The 18,145-nt window shown below is 64.0% G+C and carries 15 protein-coding genes and 1 tRNA gene; 4 read left to right on the forward strand and 12 right to left on the reverse strand.

Annotated features, from left to right (window positions below; translation table 11 throughout):
• Nucleotides 1–222: 222 nt before the first annotated feature.
• Both LDO54_RS37665 and LDO54_RS37670 read left to right on the forward strand, forming a co-directional pair.
• On the forward strand, nucleotides 223–1,020 hold the full coding sequence (locus LDO54_RS37665) for a DNA-binding transcriptional regulator (protein WP_224018083.1): 798 nt from the start codon (nucleotides 223–225) through the stop codon (nucleotides 1,018–1,020).
• A 94-nt stretch (nucleotides 1,021–1,114) separates the two neighbouring features.
• A tRNA-Val gene (locus LDO54_RS37670) sits at nucleotides 1,115–1,191 on the forward strand.
• Between the two features lie 170 nt (nucleotides 1,192–1,361).
• Here LDO54_RS37670 and LDO54_RS37675 read toward each other — a convergent pair.
• From LDO54_RS37675 to LDO54_RS37690, 4 genes are all read right to left on the reverse strand, one after another.
• Nucleotides 1,362–2,270: a glutamate/aspartate ABC transporter substrate-binding protein gene (locus tag LDO54_RS37675; protein WP_436975777.1), complete on the reverse strand. Its 909-nt coding sequence runs from the start codon at nucleotides 2,268–2,270 to the stop codon at nucleotides 1,362–1,364.
• A gap of 69 nt (nucleotides 2,271–2,339) precedes the next feature.
• Nucleotides 2,340–3,587 (reverse strand): D-amino acid dehydrogenase, encoded by a 1,248-nt coding sequence (locus LDO54_RS37680; RefSeq protein ID WP_224018085.1) that lies wholly within the window; start codon nucleotides 3,585–3,587, stop codon nucleotides 2,340–2,342.
• A gap of 149 nt (nucleotides 3,588–3,736) precedes the next feature.
• Nucleotides 3,737–5,374 (reverse strand): methyl-accepting chemotaxis protein, encoded by a 1,638-nt coding sequence (locus tag LDO54_RS37685; protein WP_224018087.1) that lies wholly within the window; start codon nucleotides 5,372–5,374, stop codon nucleotides 3,737–3,739.
• 276 nt (nucleotides 5,375–5,650) lie between these two features.
• Nucleotides 5,651–6,559 (reverse strand): LysR family transcriptional regulator, encoded by a 909-nt coding sequence (locus LDO54_RS37690; RefSeq protein ID WP_224018089.1) that lies wholly within the window; start codon nucleotides 6,557–6,559, stop codon nucleotides 5,651–5,653.
• Between the two features lie 146 nt (nucleotides 6,560–6,705).
• Between LDO54_RS37690 and gltP the strand changes: the two genes are divergently transcribed.
• On the forward strand, nucleotides 6,706–8,031 hold the full coding sequence (gltP, locus tag LDO54_RS37695; RefSeq protein WP_356792836.1) for a glutamate/aspartate:proton symporter GltP: 1,326 nt from the start codon (nucleotides 6,706–6,708) through the stop codon (nucleotides 8,029–8,031).
• Nucleotides 8,032–8,087: 56 nt separating this feature from the next.
• Complete coding sequence (locus LDO54_RS37700; RefSeq protein WP_224018093.1) at nucleotides 8,088–9,377, forward strand: aminotransferase class V-fold PLP-dependent enzyme; 1,290 nt, start codon at nucleotides 8,088–8,090, stop codon at nucleotides 9,375–9,377.
• 77 nt (nucleotides 9,378–9,454) lie between these two features.
• Here the strand turns inward: LDO54_RS37700 and LDO54_RS37705 are convergent, their stop codons facing one another.
• The 8 genes from LDO54_RS37705 to LDO54_RS37740 all read right to left on the reverse strand — a co-directional run bounded on the left by LDO54_RS37705 (nucleotide 9,455) and on the right by LDO54_RS37740 (nucleotide 18,072).
• Complete coding sequence (locus tag LDO54_RS37705) at nucleotides 9,455–9,967, reverse strand: HPP family protein (protein WP_224018094.1); 513 nt, start codon at nucleotides 9,965–9,967, stop codon at nucleotides 9,455–9,457.
• Between the two features lie 6 nt (nucleotides 9,968–9,973).
• Nucleotides 9,974–11,176 carry an NAD-dependent formate dehydrogenase gene (locus tag LDO54_RS37710; protein WP_224018096.1) on the reverse strand — a complete coding sequence of 401 codons (1,203 nt, stop codon included), beginning with the start codon at nucleotides 11,174–11,176 and terminating at the stop codon, nucleotides 9,974–9,976.
• Nucleotides 11,177–11,332: 156 nt separating this feature from the next.
• Nucleotides 11,333–12,277 (reverse strand): LysR family transcriptional regulator, encoded by a 945-nt coding sequence (locus tag LDO54_RS37715; protein ID WP_224018098.1) that lies wholly within the window; start codon nucleotides 12,275–12,277, stop codon nucleotides 11,333–11,335.
• 267 nt (nucleotides 12,278–12,544) lie between these two features.
• Entirely contained in the window at nucleotides 12,545–13,132 is a 588-nt protein-coding gene (locus LDO54_RS37720; RefSeq protein ID WP_224018101.1) for a BPSL1445 family SYLF domain-containing lipoprotein, read from the reverse strand.
• Nucleotides 13,133–13,342: 210 nt separating this feature from the next.
• The gene (locus tag LDO54_RS37725; protein ID WP_224018103.1) at nucleotides 13,343–14,293 is read right to left on the reverse strand and encodes a DUF2950 domain-containing protein; all 951 of its coding nucleotides are present in this window, start codon (nucleotides 14,291–14,293) and stop codon (nucleotides 13,343–13,345) included.
• Nucleotides 14,294–14,313: 20 nt separating this feature from the next.
• Nucleotides 14,314–15,738: a DUF3300 domain-containing protein gene (locus LDO54_RS37730; RefSeq protein WP_224018131.1), complete on the reverse strand. Its 1,425-nt coding sequence runs from the start codon at nucleotides 15,736–15,738 to the stop codon at nucleotides 14,314–14,316.
• A 394-nt stretch (nucleotides 15,739–16,132) separates the two neighbouring features.
• Complete coding sequence (locus LDO54_RS37735; RefSeq protein WP_224018106.1) at nucleotides 16,133–17,491, reverse strand: TAXI family TRAP transporter solute-binding subunit; 1,359 nt, start codon at nucleotides 17,489–17,491, stop codon at nucleotides 16,133–16,135.
• A gap of 149 nt (nucleotides 17,492–17,640) precedes the next feature.
• Complete coding sequence (locus LDO54_RS37740) at nucleotides 17,641–18,072, reverse strand: MarR family winged helix-turn-helix transcriptional regulator (protein ID WP_065064334.1); 432 nt, start codon at nucleotides 18,070–18,072, stop codon at nucleotides 17,641–17,643.
• Nucleotides 18,073–18,145 lie beyond the last annotated feature (73 nt).

Genomic DNA, 18,145 nt, shown 5'->3' on the forward strand with positions numbered 1-18,145 from the left:
CGCCCAGGCGCTCGTGCGCCGCGTGCGGTCCCATGCAGAACTGTCGCGCGGCTCGGCGGCCGCTGCGGGTGCTGACAGGTCTTGCCTGGAACGAATCACCGGCTCGGGCGTTTTGCCGCAGACCGGTGAATGAAAGCGAGTCTAGGGGCGTGCCCACGCCCGCTCAACAATTTCGAAGAAATGTGCATAGAATGCACATGATTGATTTAAAAGAGATTTTTAATGACAAAGTATGCAAACGTGCGCGGTCTCGCACGCGGCCTGCAGGTGCTCCGGGCGCTCAACGCGATGGAGAACGGGCGCGCGACGAGCCAGCAACTGAGCGAGGCCACGGGCCTGCATCGCACCACCGTGCGGCGTTTGCTGGAGACGCTCGTCGAAGAGAATCTCGTGCGGCGTAGTGCCTCCGACGACAGCTTTCGCCTCACGCTCAACGTGCGCGAACTGAGCGAAGGCTTCACCGACGACGAGCTGATCGCCACCGTCGCGCCGCCGATCATGGCGCAGATGATGCAACGGATCGTGTGGCCCTCCGACCTCACGACGCCCGACGGCGACGCGATGATCGTGCGCGAAACCACGCACCGTTTCAGCCCGCTCTCGTTTCACCGCTCGATGGTCGGGCGGCGTTTGCCGCTATTGCTCACGTCGGCGGGCCGCGTCTATTTGGCGATGTGCCCCGAGGCTGAACGCGAGGACATGCTCGATCTGCTGCGCGCAGGCGCGGGCGGCGAGCAGCAGCAGAAGCTCGCATCGGACCCGGCGTTCATCCGCAATCTCGTGCGGCAGACGCGCGCCGACGGCTTCGGCTCGAATCACGGTGACTGGGCCGACCAGCGCAAGATCGGCGCGCTCGCGGTCGCCATCGAAGCGCATGGCCGCGTGCTCGCGAGCCTCAACGTGATCTATCTGGAGCAGGCCATGCCGCCGCAGGAAGCGGTGCGCCGGTTCGTGCCGGAATTGCAGCGCGCGGCGAAGGAAATGGTGGAGGCGATGGAGCGGCAGGAAGGCGAAGCGTGAGCCTGTTGGCCCACGCCCTTTCCAGCAATTCACGCAATTTTCAAAAAGGGGCTTGCGCACCTGCGGGAGTGTCTCTATAATTCGCGCTCTCAACAGGCTCGTAGCTCAGTTGGTTAGAGCACCACCTTGACATGGTGGGGGTCGTTGGTTCGAATCCAATCGAGCCTACCAACGAATATAGCGGTATCGCGTAGCGGCTTTATCATGCTTACGCAGTGAATATGGCGCATTCCTTCACGGGTCTGCGCCATTTTCTTTTTGCGCGTTCAGCGTGCGTGAATAACATCACGCAACATCGCGCGACATCACGCGCGCGCCAATCGCCACGCCAAATTACCGAATCAATCGAGCGCCTTGTCGTTCGGATGCGCGAACAACTCCTTCATCTGCTGCGAAAGCGGATAGTCGAGATTCATGCCATTGGGCGGAATCGGCTGCGTGAACCATTTCGTATAGAGCTTCGCCATCTCGCCCGAGGTCTGCATCTTCGCGACGGTTTCATCGACGAGCGCCTTGAATTGCGGATCGTCGCGACGCAGCATGCACGCGTAGTTTTCCGATACCGGCGGCGTGCCCGCCACGACATAATCCTGCGGATTCTTCGTCTTCGCGCGCTCGCCATAGAGCAGCGGCTCATCCATCACGAAGGCCACCGCGCGGCCCGTCGTCACATTGAGGAACGACTCGGCGTGGTCCTTCGCGCTGATGATCGTCATGTTCATGCGCTTCTCTTCGTTCATCTTGCGCAGCATGCGTTCGTCGGACGTGCCCGCCGTGGTCGCGACCGTCTTGCCCGCGAGATCCGCGAAATCCTTCACGCCCGAATCCTTGCGCGTGATAAAGCGAATGCCGTAAAGAAAAATGCTATTCGAAAACGCGGCCTGATTCTGACGCTCGAACGTATTCGTGGTCGAACCGCATTCGAGGTCGATCGTGCCGTTCTGCACCAGCGGAATACGGTTTTGCGACGTGATGGGAATCGTGCGCACCTTGAGGTTCGGCGTATCGGTTTTCTGCTTGATCGCATCGACGATCTTCAGCGCGATTTCCTGCGAATAGCCAATCACGTTCTGATTCTGGTCGTAATACGAAAACGGAATCGACGACTCGCGCGTGCCGAGCACGATCACGCCGCTGTCGTGCACTTTCTTGAGCGTGCCCGTGAGTTCTTCCGCCTGCGCCGCGCTCGCGAACATCGTCGCCGCCAATGCGCTTGCCCCGATCACGCCCATCACGCCGATTTTTCTCATGCCGATCATCGTCCTGTTCTCCCGACTGGTGTAGTGAAAATATGCAATCAACGTCTTCGTTCAATGCGCTCATCGGCCAGGCGCGAAGGCCGCGCCGTCGAGCGGCAGGGTGCGGTTCGCAAGCCGGTCCGCCAGCAGTTGCGCGCTGCCGCACGCGAGCGTGAAGCCCAGCGCGCCATGCCCCGTGTTCAGCCACAGATTGCGAAACTGCGTGGCGCCGATCAGCGGCTTGCTGTCCGGCGTGGCGGGCCGCATGCCCGTCCAGGTTTGAATCGCGCCGTAGTCGCCCGCCTCCGGGAAGGTCTCGCGCGCCTGACGCGTGAGCAGCGCGATGCGCTCGCGATCGGCGTGCGCGCTCATGCCCGTGAGATCGACCATGCCCGCAATGCGCAAGCGCTCGCCGAGCGGCGCGTAGACCACCTTGTGATGCGCGTCCGTGACCGACACACGCGGCGCGCCGTGTTCGCGCGCGTCGGGCAGCGTGAGGCTGTAACCCTTGAGCGGATACACCGGCACGCTCACGCCGAGCGAGGCCAGCATCGGCTGACTCTGAAAACCGAGGCACACCACGAAGGCATCGGCCTCGATCTCGCCTTGCGACGTGATCGCTGCCTGCACTACCGATCCATTCGTACGGAGTCCAGATAATTCCGCGCCGAGCTGCAACTGCACGCCGTCGCGCTGCGCGGCACGCGCGAGATGGCGCGTGAAGCGGTCGCAATCGCCGGCCTCCTCGCCGGGCGTATGGATGCCGCCGACGATTTCTCTGCCGATATGCGCGAGCGCCGGTTCGAGCGCAACGCAGGCCGCACCGTCGAGCGCATGCTGCTCGCAGCCGAATTGCGCCTGATAATCCGCCTGGCGACGCGCGCCCTCGAAGCCTTCACGGTCGCGATACACGACGAGCTTGCCGTTGCACACGTAATCGAAATCGAGCGCCTCGCGCGCAACGATCTCATGCATCAAACGCTGGCTCAGCAAGCCGAGCCCGAGCAATTCCGCCGTGGTCTGCCGGCTGCGCGCACGCGTGCAGGCACGCAGAAACGCCAGACACCAGCGCCACTGATGCGGATCGAGACGCGGCACGAAACGCAGCGCGGCATCGCGCGACAACAGCCAGTGCGGCAGCTTCGGCAACACCGAGGGATCGGCGAGCGGCGCCACGTATTGATAGCTCAGCTGGCCGCCGTTGGCGTGGCTGGTCTCCTGCGCCACGTCCGCGTGACGCTCGACGAGCGTCACCTGATGTCCATCGCGAGCGAGAAAATACGCGGTCGTCACACCGATGACGCCGCCGCCCAACACGCAAATTCGCATAGCCCGTTCGTTCCTGCCTGGTTCTCGTCTGGTGCTCGTTTAGCATCCACGGCACCAGTCTTACCAGGCAAAAAACGGAACTCAATTGCGATTTGCGCGGGGGATATAACCTCAGGTTAAGTCCTGTGGACGGGCAACGCGGCGCGCACTCACGCGAGCGCCGGCTCCGCGCCCGCGCGCAGCGCGCCGTCGGCGGCCTGTGCGTCCTGCGCGATGCGGCGCGCGCCGTGGCCCTGCGCACCGCCGAGATTGAACACGGCCACCGCCTCGCGCAGCGTGTTGGCCTGCGCTTCGAGCGACTGCGCCGCGGCCGCCGCTTCTTCCACGAGCGCCGCGTTGCGCTGCGTGACCTCGTCGATCTGCGCGACGGCGCGGTTCACCTGCTCGATGCCGTCGCTCTGCTCGTGCGTCGCGGCCTCGATCTCGCTCATGATGCTGCTCACGCGCGCAACGGCGTCGCGCGCCGCGCCCATCGTGTGACGCGCCTCGTCGACGAGACGCGCACCCGCGCCCACCGTCGCGACCGACGCCGTGATCAGCTCCTTGATCTCCTTGGCCGCCGTGCCCGAGCGCTGCGCAAGGCTGCGCACTTCGGCGGCCACCACCGCGAAGCCTCGCCCTTCCTCGCCCGCGCGCGCGGCCTCGACCGCCGCGTTCAGCGCAAGGATGTTGGTCTGGAACGCGATGCCTTCGATGATGCCGGTGATCTCCTCGACCTTGCGCGACGACGACGAGATATCGTTCATCGTCTCGTTCACGCGCGCGACCACGTCGGCGCCGCGCGACACGGTGTCGAGCGCGCCTTGCGCGAGCCCGCTCGCCTCCTTGGCCGCCGTGGTGTTCTGGCGCACCGCCGACGACAATTCCTCCAGGCTCGCCGCCGTCTCCTCCAGCGCGGCCGCTTGCTGCGAAGTGCGGCTCGACAGATCGGCGTTGCCCGAAGCGATCTGGTCCGCGCCCAGCGTGATTTCGTGCGTGCTGCCGCGCACCCGCGCGACCGTGCCGATCAAACCTTCGCGCATCTGCGCGAGCGCGCCGAGCAACTGGCCCATTTCGTTGCTGGAGCGCACGCGCACGTCCACGGTCAGGTCGCCCGCCGCGATGCGCTGAAAGTGGCGAATCGCCTGATCGACGGGCTTCACGACGGCCGCCGCGAGCCCCTTGCGCGCGACGAGACCAAGCACGATGCCGATCACGCCGATCGCACCGAACACGATGATCGACATCTGAAAGCGCGTGGCGGCGACTTCGCCGTCGCGCTGCTCGCGAGCGGTCTGCCATTGTTCGAGCGCGTCGATGGCCTTCGCGTAGATGGCGTAATAACGGTCAGCGGTCTCGCCCTGAATCGTGCGGAAGGTGTTGAAGTCGTTATCGACGAGCGCCTTGTATTCGGGTTCGAGCGCCTGCTCGACGAGCGCCGCGCGCGCCTGCGCGACGGCCTTGGCGAGCCGCGCTTCTTCATCGTCGGTGAAGGGACCGGCGCTGTAGCTCGCGAAATCCTTGCTCGAATCGACGAGCACCTTGTGCGCCTGTTCGAGCAGCCCTTCCGTGGATTTGCCGACGCTGAACAGCGTCTCGTAGCCGCCGAGCGCGAGCCGCACCTGCAAAAGCCGCTCGGAACTCGTCTTGAGCGCGGCGAGCGACTGGGCGCTGCGCTGCGTATCGACGAGGCTCTCGTTGGTCAGCTTGAGCGCCCCGTACGCCACGCCGATCACTACCAGCAGAAAGGCAACGAATAGGCTGATGACGAGGGTAAGCCCTCCGCGAATCGTGATATTCCTGAGCATCTGGTCGGTCTCCTGGATTTTTTATCGCGGCATGCAGCCGCCCGCGCAATCTCGCGCTTCGCAGGGACTAACGGCAGACTCAGCGCGACGGCGCATAGGGGATATCCATGAGATCGCCCTCAATGTGTCGCGCTATTTGGGATTGATTGTGCTTTTCGCTTTTTATTTATTCTCGAAGCATCGCAGCCGATAATGCGGGCAATACTTGAGTCGCGGCACGGTATTCATTTTCATTCCCACATTGCCTTTTACCGCACCGGCTTTTTGCACACGTCTTCAACTCCCCGGATCCAGCAAATTCGACGAGAAGTCGCACGACTGCGCCGCCAGCCGCGCCACGGCGGCGCTCAGTGAATGCGACTGCTCCGCGCGATGCATGGCGACGTATTTCACCGGCGGCAATGCCGGCCGCGTCGGCACCACCACAAGCGCGCGCCGCTTGAGCATGCGCGCGAGACACGCCTCAGGCAGATAACTCACCCCGAGCCCCGAAAGTGTGAGGCCGACTTGCGCAATGAGGCTATTGCTCGCCAGCACTTTCTGCAAGACCACGCCTTGCTCCGCCAGAAATCGGCTGTACACATAGCCGGTCCCCGACAATCCGCCTTGCAGAATTAGCGGAAACTTCGCGATGTCCGCAAGCGGAATGGCGCGCTTGCCCGGCGCGAGACTCGCCGCGCACATCCACGCGTTCTGCACCTGCCCCACGAGCGTCGACGCATACGGCTCGACCTCGTGCGTCTGCGGCACGATGATGACGTCCACCGTCGCCGCCGCCAGCCGCTCGCGCAATGTCGCGTTGAGATCGACCTCCGCTTCGACCTGCACCTTCGGGTATTCGGCCTGAATCGCCGCGATCAAGCGCGGTAGCCAGGTCAGCGCCGTGAGTTCCGTCACGCCGATGCGAATCTGCCGAACCAGCGTCTCCTTCGAACTCATGCGCTCGACGAGCTGATCGCGCCGCTCCAGCAATTCCCTCGCGTGCTCGAAGAATTCCGTGCCCTTTTCCGTGAGACGCGCGCTACGGTTCGCGCGGTCGAAGACCGCCACATCGAATGCGCGCTCCAGTTCCTGCACGCGTTTCGATATCGCCGATTGCGTGGTGTTCAGCCGCGTGGCCGCAGCCTCGAACGAGCCGAGCTGAACGATCCAGTACAAGGCTTCCATCTGTTTGAACGTCAGCATGGCCCGAATTTCACATCACTAAAAGCGATAGTTTCTCATAGAAAAAAATCGCTTTTTTAGTTCATTTTGGCTGGTTACTTTTCCCTCAACGAGTCCCGAACGAGGCTCGGTTTATCCCTATCCATCGATACGTGTCTGGAGAACGCATGGAATCCGTCATGGAAGCACCCCAAGCCGAGCGCGCGGCGCGCAAGCCGCGCGTCGGACTCGCGTGGCAAATCGTTATCGGGCTCGTTATCGGCATCGCGGTGGGGCTCGTGCTCAACCGTTTTCCCGAATCGCGCGAATCCGTCATCAACGGCTTTCTGCAACCGGCCGGCGATATCTTTATCCGTCTGATCAAAATGGTCGTGGTGCCGATCGTCTTCACGAGCATGGTGATGGGCATTGCGGGCGTGGGCGACGGGCGCTCGCTCGGTCGTATCGGCTTCAAAACGCTGCTCTATTTCGAAATCGTCACGACTATCGCGATCGTGATGGGCCTCGTGCTCGGCAACGTGCTGCATCCGGGTCTCGGCACCGATCTTTCGCAGCTCGGCCACACCGATATCTCGCGCTATCAGCAGACCACGCAGCAAACCCAGGGCCATCACGGCTTCATGGCGCTGTTGCTGAGTATCATTCCCGACAACATCGTCATGGCGATGGGACGCGGCGATCTGCTGCCGGTGATTTTCTTTTCCGTGCTGTTCGGTCTCGGCCTGCAATCCGTACCCGCCGAATATCGCCAGCCCGTGCTCGCGACCTTCAAAGGCATCAGCGATGCGATGTTCAAGGTCACCGGCATGGTGATGCGTTACGCGCCGTTCGGCGTGTGCGCGTTGATTGCCGTAACGGTCGCGAGTTTCGGTTTCGGTTCACTGTTGCCGCTCATTAAACTCGTCGCGGTGACTTATCTCGCGATCATTCTGTTTGCGGTGTTCGTGCTCGGCATTGCGGCGCGGCTGTTTGGCTTCAATATCTTCACGCTGCTGCGTGTCATCAAGGACGAATTGATCATTGCATTTTCCACCTGCAGTTCGGCGACGGTCCTGCCGCAACTGATGAAAAAGATGGAGGACTTCGGCGTGCCGAAAAGCATCACGACGTTCGTGGTGCCCACGGGTTACACGTTCAATCTCGATGGCGCCTCGATTTATCTCGGCATCGGCACGCTATTCGTCGCGCAGCTTTATGGCGTGCATCTCGGCCTTCAAGAACAGATCGTGCTCGTGCTGACGATGGTGATCACATCGAAAGGCGCGGCAGGCGTGCCCGGCTTCATGTTCGTGATCTTGCTGACGACGCTTGCGAGCGCCGGACTGCCGCTCGAAGGGCTCGCGTTTATTGCGGGCGTCGACCGGATCATGGATATGGGACGCACGGCGCTGAACGTGGTCGGCAATGCGCTCGCTCCGCTCATCATCGCCAAATGGGAAGGCCAGTACGACGCGGAAAAGGGCAAGGCCTATATCGCGTCGCTGGACGCGTGAAATTCGAAATAGCAGATTAGTCAGGAACAGCAATCATGGAACGAGGAGCAAATGAGATGAGCCGTATTCGCGGGCAGTTGTTTTCCGATTCGATCATGGAGGAAATCAAGCGCCGCTTTCATTTTGTCGATCACGATATCGACGGCCGTGCGCGTCTCTTCTTCGATAATGCCGGCGGTTCATTCCGTTTGAAATCGGCGCTGGAAGCCTTCGCCCAGGTCGATGCATTGCCCGATTGTCCCGAGCGCATTCACGAACGCGCGCTCGTGTTGCAGGACATTCAAACGCGCGGTGAAGACGACGTGCGCCGTATTCTTAACGCACGCAACGGCAGCGTGTATCTTTCGCTGACCGCATCGGTGGCGATGTTCGAGATGGTGCGCGCCGTCATGGAGAACGTGCCGGGCACGAACGCCGTGACGACCATACTCGAACATCCGTCGTCCTTCGATGCGATGACGATGTACTGCGAGCGCACCGGCAAAACGCTGCGCGTCGCGCCCAGCAATGCCGAAACCGGCGGCGTCGATGTCGATGCCATCGTCTCGCTCATCGACGACGATACCGCGCTACTGAGCGTGATGTATGCCTCGAATATTTCGGGCGCGAAGCTGGATATCGCCGCGATCGTCGAACGTGCGCGTGCGCGCAAGCCCGATCTCTTCATCATCGTCGACGCGGTTCAGCATGCGCCGCACGCGGTCATCGACCTGCAAAAAACGCCCGTGGACGGCATCAACTTCGCGCCGTACAAGTTCTTCGGCTGCCGCGGCGCGGGCGTGACATGGCTCTCGGAACGGCTCGCGACGCTTCCGCATCATCGGCTCGCCGCCAAGGAAAACGGCGTCTGGGAACTCGGCAGCCCCGCGCCCGCGCAGTTCGCCGTGGTGAGCGCAATCGTCGATTACGTGACGTGGATCGGCGCGCAATTCAGCGACGCCGACGACCGGCGCGAGTTGTTCGTGCAAGGCATGCAGCGCATCGAAATGCACGAGCGCGCCCTGCTTGCCTTGTTGCTCGAAGGCGTGGGCGAGCAGCGCGGGCTGCGCGCCATCGAAGGCGTCAGCGTGTTCTGGGATCACGACGACCTCACGCGCCGCGATCTGATTGCGGGCATCGGCTTCGATCATCTCGATCCGACCGCCGCCGTGCGCGCGTATGAAGAACGCGGCGTGATCGTCTACGAGCGGATCGCAACGAGCCTCTATTCCGGGCGCATGTTGAAGTCGTTCAAGCTCGACGGCGCGGTGCGCATCTCGCCGTTGCATTGCCACGCGCCGAGCGATATTGCGAATTTTTTGGCCGTAACGGAAGCGATTGCGCGCGAGAACCGGCTTGAGGGATAACCCCGCGTTGTAATCGCATTGCTGATGCGCCGGCGCAGAGAACTCCTCCGCGCCGGCGTCATCACGAACTTCACGCATCACTTCGCCCGATGCGGCCACGCCCCGCGCCGGACGACCGACCAGTAAATCCAGCCGATCACAACCAGCATCACAGCGCCTAACATCGTTGGGAGTACCAGGAAAGACCAGCCCGGTTGCGCGGCGAAGATAATGACCGGATTGCTTCCGGCGGGCGGATGAACCGTTCGCGTCAGCATCATCAACATCAGCGCGCAAGCAGCGGCGATCGCCATCGGCATCGTGCCGGGTCCGAACAGATGCAGACAAAGCAGGCCCGTCAGCGAAGTCAGAACATGTCCTCCAATGATGTTTCGCGGCTGCGAAAACGGGCTGGACGGAAAGCCAAACAGCAGCACGCAGGTCGCCCCGAATGAACCGAGAATCCACGGTTCCGAGGTCTCTTGCGCCAACACGCCCACGAGCGCCAACGCAACGAATGCGCCCAGGCCGGCAAGCAGCATGCCGCCCGCCTGGGTGCGCCACGTCGAGGCTCCGTTGGCGCTCGCGGATGCGGCGGACGGAGTCGTCATCGGCGATCAGGCCACCTTGAAGCGGGCCGCTTCTTCCGAGCCCTTCGTCGCGTTGCCCGCGCTGTACGAGTGCGCGCCCACACCGGCAAGCTTGCCGCCTTGCACGATCAGATATTCATCGCGAATCGGACGGCCCTCGAAATAGCATTCGAGAATTTCGCGCGTGCCCGCCGCGTAGCGCGCCTGCGCGGAAAGGCTGGTGCCGGAGATATGCGGCGTCATGCCCTGATTCGGCATGCTGCGCCACGGATGATCGGCCGGCGCGGGCTGCGGGAACCACACGTCGCCGCCATAGCCCGCCAGCTGGCCGCTTTTCAGCGCGTCGACAATCGCGTCGCGATCGCAGAGCTTGCCGCGCGCCGTGTTGATCAGATACGCGCCGCGCTTGAAATGCTTCAGCGTCTGCGCATTGATCATGTGCTCGGTTTCGGGATGCAGCGGGCAATTCAGCGTGACCACGTCGCACACACGCGTGAGGCTTTCGAGGCTCGTGTGATGCGTGAGATTGAGTTCCTTCTCCACCGACTCCGGCAGACGGTGACGATCGAGATAATGCAGCTTCATGTCGAACGGCTTGAGCAGACGCAGCACGCGCAAACCGATGCGGCCCGCCGCCACCGTGCCCACGTGCATGCCCTCGATATCGTACGAGCGCTCGACGCAATCGGCGATATTCCAGCCGCCGTTATTGGCCCAGTTATGCGAGGGAATATAGTTGCGCACGAGCGCGAGCGTCGTCATCACCACGTGCTCAGCCACGCTATTGCTGTTGCAATAGGTGACTTCCGCCACGGTGATGCCGCGATCCATCGCGGCCTGCAAATCGGTGTGATCCGAACCGATGCCGGCGGTGACGATCATCTTGAGCTTCTTCGCCTTCGCGATGCGCTCGGCCGTCATATAGGCCGGCCAGAACGGCTGCGAGATCACGATTTCGGCGTCGTGCAGTTCGCGGTCGAGCACGCTGTCCGCGCCGTCCTTGCTCGACGTCACCACGAGTTGATGATCGTGCGATTCCAGATATTGGCGCAGGCCCAGTTCGCCCGACACGCAACCGAGCAAATGGCCCGGCGTGAAGTCGATGGCGCGCGGCGTCGGCGTGGTTTGTCCGTCGGGATAGCGCGTGATTTCAGGAAGCGAGTCGCGCGCGTATTGCTTCGGCATACCGTTGACCGGATCGTCGTAAAGCACACAAACAATTTTTGCCACGATGTTGTCTCCACTCTGAGGGGCGAGAATCCGGTGGCCCTTGGCGCCGCCGGCTGTACGACCGCGCTGCATGCGATCGATCGACGGTCAGAGTGTCGACGAGAAGCTCGATAGCGATCCAATTCTTTCGATGTATGAGCTGATAAGCGAGACTTATCAAACGGCCGCCGACGCTTCGACGGACACGCGCGGCCGCTCGATGAAGGCATCGAAACGGGCCTGTAAATCAAGGTGTTTCGCAGCTTTCCACAGCGCCGCGACGAGCGGCGGACGCGACGGCAGATCGCGCGCGATCAGGCCGATCTCGCGCGTGAGTTCGGGTTCGAGCGGCGTCACCGCATCGCGCTGCGTGCCGTCCATGACGCTCAGCACGCTATGCGGCAGCACCGTGTGAAGACCCGCATGCTGCACGTTCGACATCAGCGTGAGCAGCGAATCGGCTTCGAGCACGACTTTGGGTTGAACGCCCGCGCGACGGAACGCTGCGTTGATCACCTGACGATTCTGCATTGAGGAATCCAGAAGACCGAATTGCAATTCGCCCAATGCGTCCCAGCGGCGCGCGCCCGAGCACAGACTCTTGCCGGTTCCCGATGGCGACACGAGCACGTAGCGCTCGCGATACAGCGAATGCACTTCGAACCCGGCCTGCGTGTGATCGTCGAGATAGGTGAAGCCGATGTCGAGTTCGTAGTCGTCGAGCTGCCGCAGGATGGCGTCCGAACTCAGCGAGCGCACCGCGAAGCTCAGCCTCGGATGCGCCTCGCGACAGGTCGAGATCAGCATGCTCACGACCGGCATCGTCGTGGGAATCACGCCAATTCGCACCGTGCCGGTCAGCAGATTCGACGCGCAGACGTCCTGCCGCATGTGATCGAGCGCCGCGATGGTCTGCCGCGCCCAGCCGAGCACGCGTTCGCCCTCCTCGGTGAGACCGAGAAAGCGGCGGCCGCGCCGCACGATCACGAGCCCGAGTTCGTTTTCGAGGCTGCGTATCGCGGACGAAAGCGCTGGCTGCGTGACGTTGCAGAGTTCCGCGGCGCGCGCGAAATGCTGCTCCCTGGCCAACGTCACGAGGTAGTTGAGTTGACGGATGAACATCGCCTGTCTCCCGATTCGGAGGGCGGCGCGCCGCTTCGGATGACACGCCCGCGAGATTCCGCCCCGTTATGTCCGTTGATATATTACGCTAACTTTGGACGTGTACGGCACAAGTGGCATAAACGGCGTGATCGCGGTCGGCGGCAGTCGGTCGGTTCGGGTTCGGTGCGCCGACGATGGCAACTTCGTCGCTGTAAAAAAGAAAGGGCAAGGCGTTTCGCCTTGCCCTTTTTACATGCGCCGCCAGCCCGCGGGCCGGCGTCCGCCTTAAATCTTCAAACGCGAGACCTTGGTGCCCGCGAGCGAGACGTCGGCCATCAGGCCCGCGTTGGTCATCACGAACACTTCGACCGGATGCGTGGCCGTGTTGGTGTCGACCGCGCCGTTCGCGCCGATCGTCACGAGCGCGACCGAAGCGTCGGCGCCCGCGGCCCAGCCGTCGGTGGAGCGGAATTTTTCGAGTGCGTCCTGCGTCATGAAGGCGAAGATGATGGCCTTCGACTGCGCCCCCGCCTGCAGTCCGAACGAACCCGACACGGTGCTGTAGTAGCCCGAGGTCGCGCCGCCCACGCGCAGCGCACCTTCGCCGTATTGCGCGCCGACGATGAAGCCGGCTTGCAGCACCGACGGGAACACCAGCACGCCGCGCGACTTGGCGATCAGTTCGTGCGAACCCGGTACCGTCGAGTACAGCTTGGTCATGGCGTTATCGACGCTGGCGTCGATCGACTGGCGCTTCGACATATCCGTCGCCGCGTTCGAGGTGTTCGTACCTGTGGTCGTACAGCCGGCGAGCGCGAAACCGCCGGTGGCGAGCGCCGCGGCCGCCGAAAGCATGAAGTTGCGTCGTTGCATGTCGTTATCTCCACACGAATGAGAGTTTGCGCTGAGGTACAGCAATCCGCGTGCCCGGCTTCAGACGGGCGCCGCGCCGCTCCAGCCTCAGGCGCAAGCGGGGCGGCTGCGTCGAGCCGCATCCCACTCCGCAACGATTCTGCCCGATTTATCGTAAGCGGGCGTTGAAATCCGGCAAGGGAAGCGCGGGCGAGTCGCCCGCGCACCCGCTCAAGGCGACGTGGGCTGCCACGACGGATCGGGATCGAAGGCCTTCAGCGACGCCGCGACGCGCGCGCCGTTCGGCCCCAGATTCTTCTGATAGAGCTTGCCGTCCTGGTTGACGATAAAGCTCATCACGCCCGTCTTGCCGTACTGCGCCGGCCACGCCACCAGCGCGAAACCGCCCGTCAACTGGCCGTTCTGCACATAGCTGCGCGCACCGCCGCCCGCGTGCGCGCCCTGCGCCGTGAGGATGCGGAAGTGATAGCCGTGATAGCCGTCCTTCGGCGAGATCTTCGCGTCGTGCGGCATGGTCTCGGCGAGCGGGCCGAGCGGGCTTTCGGTGTCGCCTTCGCCGGCCGGCCAGTAAAGGCCGTCGTGCGTGCCGGGCGTGCTCACGAGGCGCTGCGCGTAGTGCTGCATCTGGCCTTTGTATTCGTTCTGGGCGTCGACATAGGCGAGCGCGGTGAGCATCGCCGAGCGCTCGTTGCGGCCGATGCGGCGCGTGAGCACTTCGGTCGCGCCTTCGCGCGGATCGAAGCGCCAGCCGCCCGCGCCCTGCACGATCGGAATCGGCAGCGTCCAGCCGCTATCGCCGACGGCCAGATGCGCGCTCGCCTTGCCCGCGACCGGCGGCGAATCGGGCACGACCTCGTGACCCTTGGACCAGGCGCCGAGGAAGTCGTCGATATCGTCGCGGCCGATGTTCTGGGTGGGAATGAACTGCTCGAAGTCGCCGCCGAGCACGTGCTTCATCGCTTCGTGGTCGTTGCTGGCGAGCGCGTTCGTGAACGCTTCGGCGGCGGCGTCGGGCGTGGGATAGACGGCCTGGGCGAACGCGGCGGGTGCGGCACCCAGCGCGAACGCGAGCGCGGCGGCAGCCGACGCGCCCGCGCGAACCCAGCCGAAGGCGCGGCGCGGCGCGCCTTGCGGCAAACGGCGTGCTTGATTGCGGATCATCGCGAGTCTCCTGTCGGGGTTCAACGGTGACGGCCCATGTGGCGTTCGCCGCCACCGCCTGCGCCCATCCGGCCGCCGCCTCCACCGCCGCCGCCGCCGAATGAGGGCCGCGCGCCGCCGGATTGCGCGCCGCTGAAGCCGCCGCCTCCACCGCCGCGGTTCTGCAGCGCCTGACGGCTCTGCTGGCCGCGCTGCGCATCGGCGCGCGCGGCGCCGCCGTCGCCCGCGCCGCGCAATGCGTTGTCGCGGTTCGCGTTCTGCGCGCGGTTGCCGATGTCGTTCTGGCGGTTCGCGTTCTGCGCGCGGTTGCCAATGTCGTTCTGGCGGTTCGCGTTCTGCGCGCGGTTCGCGGCGTTGTTCTGCGTGCCGCCCTGGCCACCGACGCGTCCGCCTTGCGCACCCTGCCCGCCCGCACGACCGCCTTCGCCGCGGTTATTCAGCGCATTGCCGCCGCCGTTCGCGCCAGCCCGGTTGCCGCCCTGCTGAATGCCTTGCAAACGCTCGCTCGCGTTGCCGCCCATGTTCTGCCCGGTGCGGTTCTGCAAGGTCTGCATGGCCTGCGAGCGCGACTGGTCGTAGCCGCGGAAGTTGTTGCGCTGGCCGTTCAGATTCGCGTTGTTGATGTTCGCGTTGCGGCGCTCGACATTGGCGTTGCGATTCCAGTTCGCCGTGCCGTTGGTCGTGTTGATGCGGTTGTTGACGTTGATGTTGTTGTAGCGATTGACGTTGATGTTCACGTCATGCGAATTCCAGCCGAAGCCGCCCCACAACGAATTGGCGACCGCCACGCCCGCGCCGAACGCGAGCCCGCTGACGAAGCCGGTGGCGAGCGCGTAGCCCGGAGGCGGCGGCATATAGACAGGCGGATACGCCGGATACGGCCACGTGCCGTACACCACCGTCGGGTTATAGGTCGGCACGTACACCACCTGCGGATTCGCCGGTTCGATCACGATGGTCTGCGTGGTGCTGCTGGGCGCCTGCTGCACGACCACCTTCTGCTGCTCGTTCGACTTGAGGTTGCCCGCCTTCTGCGCCTGCGCGCGCAGACGCTGCACCGAATCCATCACGTCGTTGGGCTGCGCGAGAAACGCCGTGCCGATCTGCTCGACCCACTCGGGCTTCGACTCCATGGTCGCCAGCACCTGCGGAAACGCCACCAGCGACTGCACGCTCGGGTCCCACGGCTGCGAGGCCACGGCCTTCACGGCGTCGTCGCCCTGCAACTTCGGATTGGCCTTCGACCATGCCGCCGCGGCCTGCACGTCCTGCGGGAACGTGGTGGCCATCAGCACCTGCGCGAGCAGCGCATCGGGATAGAGCGCGACGGGCGCGGTGAGCGCATCGAGTTGCTGATTCGACAGATGCGCGGCGTTCTGCGCGAGCGCGACGCCGGGCCCGGCCGGGCCGACGAAAAGCGGTGCGGCCGCGAGCGCGGCGCACATGAGCCAGGCAGCACGCTGGCGTACACCGGACGATTTCACGTAACGGTCCTCCTGGTTGCTGATGGGCACGATGTGATGCTCGATGCAATGCAGGTTGTGAGGCTTGCTGTGACGCTTGCCATGACGCACGAGGCGATGCGCCCTGCCCTATGCAGCGCATGACGTCGCAACGTCGCAGCACGAATCCAGACGATGCGCGCAGCCGCGACGTACTGCTATATAGCGCACTTGTGCACCAGGCTGCGCGCAAAACGTACCGGCCCAAAATAAAGGGCGCGCGGCGGCGATGTCAATTGCGCACACGCGAAAGCGCGGCGTTTCAGGAGACGTATCAATGAAGCTGTCGAATGCGCCGAACGCAACAATCCGCGCGGCATCGAAGCGTAGTGTCGAATCAATGCTCTGCGTGCGCGGTGCGGCGCTGCTTCGGCACGAGATGCATGCGCACGAAACCGATATGCTCGCGCAGCACATAGAACGCATCGGCGTACGCGAGCGGCATGCGCAGCGTGTTGAGCGAACGCTCGATCTCGTCGAGCTCCTCGATCAGCGCATGACGTTCCGCTTCGTTGGTGTGCTTGAGCGCGTCGCGCTCGATGGCGATCAGCGCACCGTAATAGCGATAGATGCGCGAGCGCACGCGCCAGCGGTACATCGCGGGAATCGCGCGCAGCGCCGGAAACACCAGCACCGCGAGCGGCAGCAGCAGCACGAGCAGACGGTCGGCCACGCTCGCGAGCCAGAACGGCAAGGTGCGATAGAGAAAGCTCTTGCCCGACTTGTAGTAGCGCGTGGCGTCTTCGCTGATGCGGAAATCGTGCGCCACCGGGCTCGGAAATTCGCCCGCGCGCTGCATCAGCCCGGGCACGCCGTTCACCTCGCTCGCGGCCTCGATCAGCAGATCGGAGATGGCCGGATGCAGCGTGTCGCGCGCGACGATCTCCACGGTCGGCCCGATCAGATGCACGGTTTGCGGCGGCACGCGGCGGCGCAGATCGAGCACGCCGGGCGGCAGGTCGATGCCCTCCAGATACGGAAAGAGCCGCGTATACGCGGCCGATTCCTCGAAGCTCATCACCGAAATACCGGGTATGTTCAAGAGGCGCAGCATCAGCGTGCGCGTGGTGGAATCGCCGCTGAGCATGGCGACGTCGACGCGGTTCGAGACCAGCGCGGTGGCCGCCTCCATGCCGTCGAGCGGCAGGAAGGTGGAGTCGCCGCCGGGATCCATGCCGTTCGCGTGCAGCAGCTTGAGCGAGAGCTCGCGCGTGCCGCTGCCCACGCGGCCGATGGCGATGCGCTTGCCGTCGAGATCGGAAAGCTGCGTGAGTCCACGGCCGCGATAGAACACCACGATCGGCAGATAGGCCACGCTGCCGAGCGACATCAGCGAGCGCGTGTCCACGCCGTCGGCCACGCCGCCCTGCACGAACGCCAGATCGACCTTCGATTTGGGATCGAGCAGACGCTGAAGGTTCTGCACCGAGCCATCGGATTCGACGATCTTGAGCTTGACGCCGTTGCGCGCGAGGACCGTGCGATAGCCCTCGGCCATCTGCATGAACGAGCTGTCACGCGGGCCCGCGCTGATGGTGATGGCGCGCGGCGGCGCCGGGTCGACGAGCCACACGACCACGGCGATCACGGCGATGCAGAACAGCACGACCGGCAGCGTGGACAGCGCGATGTCGCGCCACGCGGGATGCGAGGTGTCGCGCATGAAATGCGGCAAAGGTGGACGATCTCGTCTCATGAGAACCCGGCGGCGATGCGTCGAACTCCAGGAACCCCATCATGCCATTTTCGCGCCGGATCGGGACGCTGGTGTTTGCGAGGGTGCCGCCAGGCTGAAAGCTACGTAAGCGCCGCCCGCCCGGCCGGCGCGCGCTTACGCAATGCGCATCATGCCGCCGCTTTGGTCAGCGCGAACAGTTCGGCGCGCAGCGCCTTCGCGCGGTCGCGCTTCATATGCTTTTCGAATTCCGCCTGGGCGTCCTGCCAGAGCGCGTGCGCCTTGTCGTAGCGGCGCAGGCCGCTCGCGGAGAGCCGGTAGACGAGCGTGCGCGTGTCGTGTTCGGCGGCGGCGGTGAGCACGAGGCCGTCGCGCTGCAAGGGCTTGAGCGCGCGCACGAGCGTGGTGCGGTCCATCACGAGGTCGTCGGAGAGTTCGGCGGCGGTGGCGTCGGGGCGGCCCGCGAGACGCGAGAGTATCGTGAACTGCGCGGCCGTCACGCCCGCCTGCGCGAGATGGCGCTCATAGAGCTGCGTGACGAATCGCGCCGCCTGCCGCAGTGCAAAACAGTTGCATTCTTCGCGCGTCACTCGCTTCGTCATCGCCGTTCACCTTCTCGTGCTTCGTTCGCCGTTTCGTGGATATCGTGGATCATGGGCGCGCGCGTCGAAGCCA

Origin of the sequence: Paraburkholderia tropica (assembly GCF_914484835.1) — a bacterium.
Lineage (GTDB): Bacteria > Pseudomonadota > Gammaproteobacteria > Burkholderiales > Burkholderiaceae > Paraburkholderia > Paraburkholderia tropica_A.

Excerpts from the sequence above, each read along its gene's own strand:
- LDO54_RS37665 (WP_224018083.1), top strand. The coding sequence starts at position 223 with ATGACAAAGTATGCAAACGTGCGCGGTCTCGCACGCGGCCTGCAGGTG.
- LDO54_RS37675 (WP_436975777.1), bottom strand. The coding sequence starts at position 2,270 with ATGAGAAAAATCGGCGTGATGGGCGTGATCGGGGCAAGCGCATTGGCG.
- LDO54_RS37680 (WP_224018085.1), bottom strand. The coding sequence starts at position 3,587 with ATGCGAATTTGCGTGTTGGGCGGCGGCGTCATCGGTGTGACGACCGCG.
- LDO54_RS37685 (WP_224018087.1), bottom strand. The coding sequence starts at position 5,374 with ATGCTCAGGAATATCACGATTCGCGGAGGGCTTACCCTCGTCATCAGC.
- LDO54_RS37690 (WP_224018089.1), bottom strand. The coding sequence starts at position 6,559 with ATGCTGACGTTCAAACAGATGGAAGCCTTGTACTGGATCGTTCAGCTC.
- gltP (WP_356792836.1), top strand. The coding sequence starts at position 6,706 with ATGGAATCCGTCATGGAAGCACCCCAAGCCGAGCGCGCGGCGCGCAAG.
- LDO54_RS37700 (WP_224018093.1), top strand. The coding sequence starts at position 8,088 with ATGAGCCGTATTCGCGGGCAGTTGTTTTCCGATTCGATCATGGAGGAA.
- LDO54_RS37705 (WP_224018094.1), bottom strand. The coding sequence starts at position 9,967 with ATGACGACTCCGTCCGCCGCATCCGCGAGCGCCAACGGAGCCTCGACG.
- LDO54_RS37715 (WP_224018098.1), bottom strand. The coding sequence starts at position 12,277 with ATGTTCATCCGTCAACTCAACTACCTCGTGACGTTGGCCAGGGAGCAG.
- LDO54_RS37720 (WP_224018101.1), bottom strand. The coding sequence starts at position 13,132 with ATGCAACGACGCAACTTCATGCTTTCGGCGGCCGCGGCGCTCGCCACC.
- LDO54_RS37725 (WP_224018103.1), bottom strand. The coding sequence starts at position 14,293 with ATGATCCGCAATCAAGCACGCCGTTTGCCGCAAGGCGCGCCGCGCCGC.
- LDO54_RS37730 (WP_224018131.1), bottom strand. The coding sequence starts at position 15,738 with ATGTGCGCCGCGCTCGCGGCCGCACCGCTTTTCGTCGGCCCGGCCGGG.
- LDO54_RS37735 (WP_224018106.1), bottom strand. The coding sequence starts at position 17,491 with ATGAGACGAGATCGTCCACCTTTGCCGCATTTCATGCGCGACACCTCG.
- LDO54_RS37740 (WP_065064334.1), bottom strand. The coding sequence starts at position 18,072 with ATGACGAAGCGAGTGACGCGCGAAGAATGCAACTGTTTTGCACTGCGG.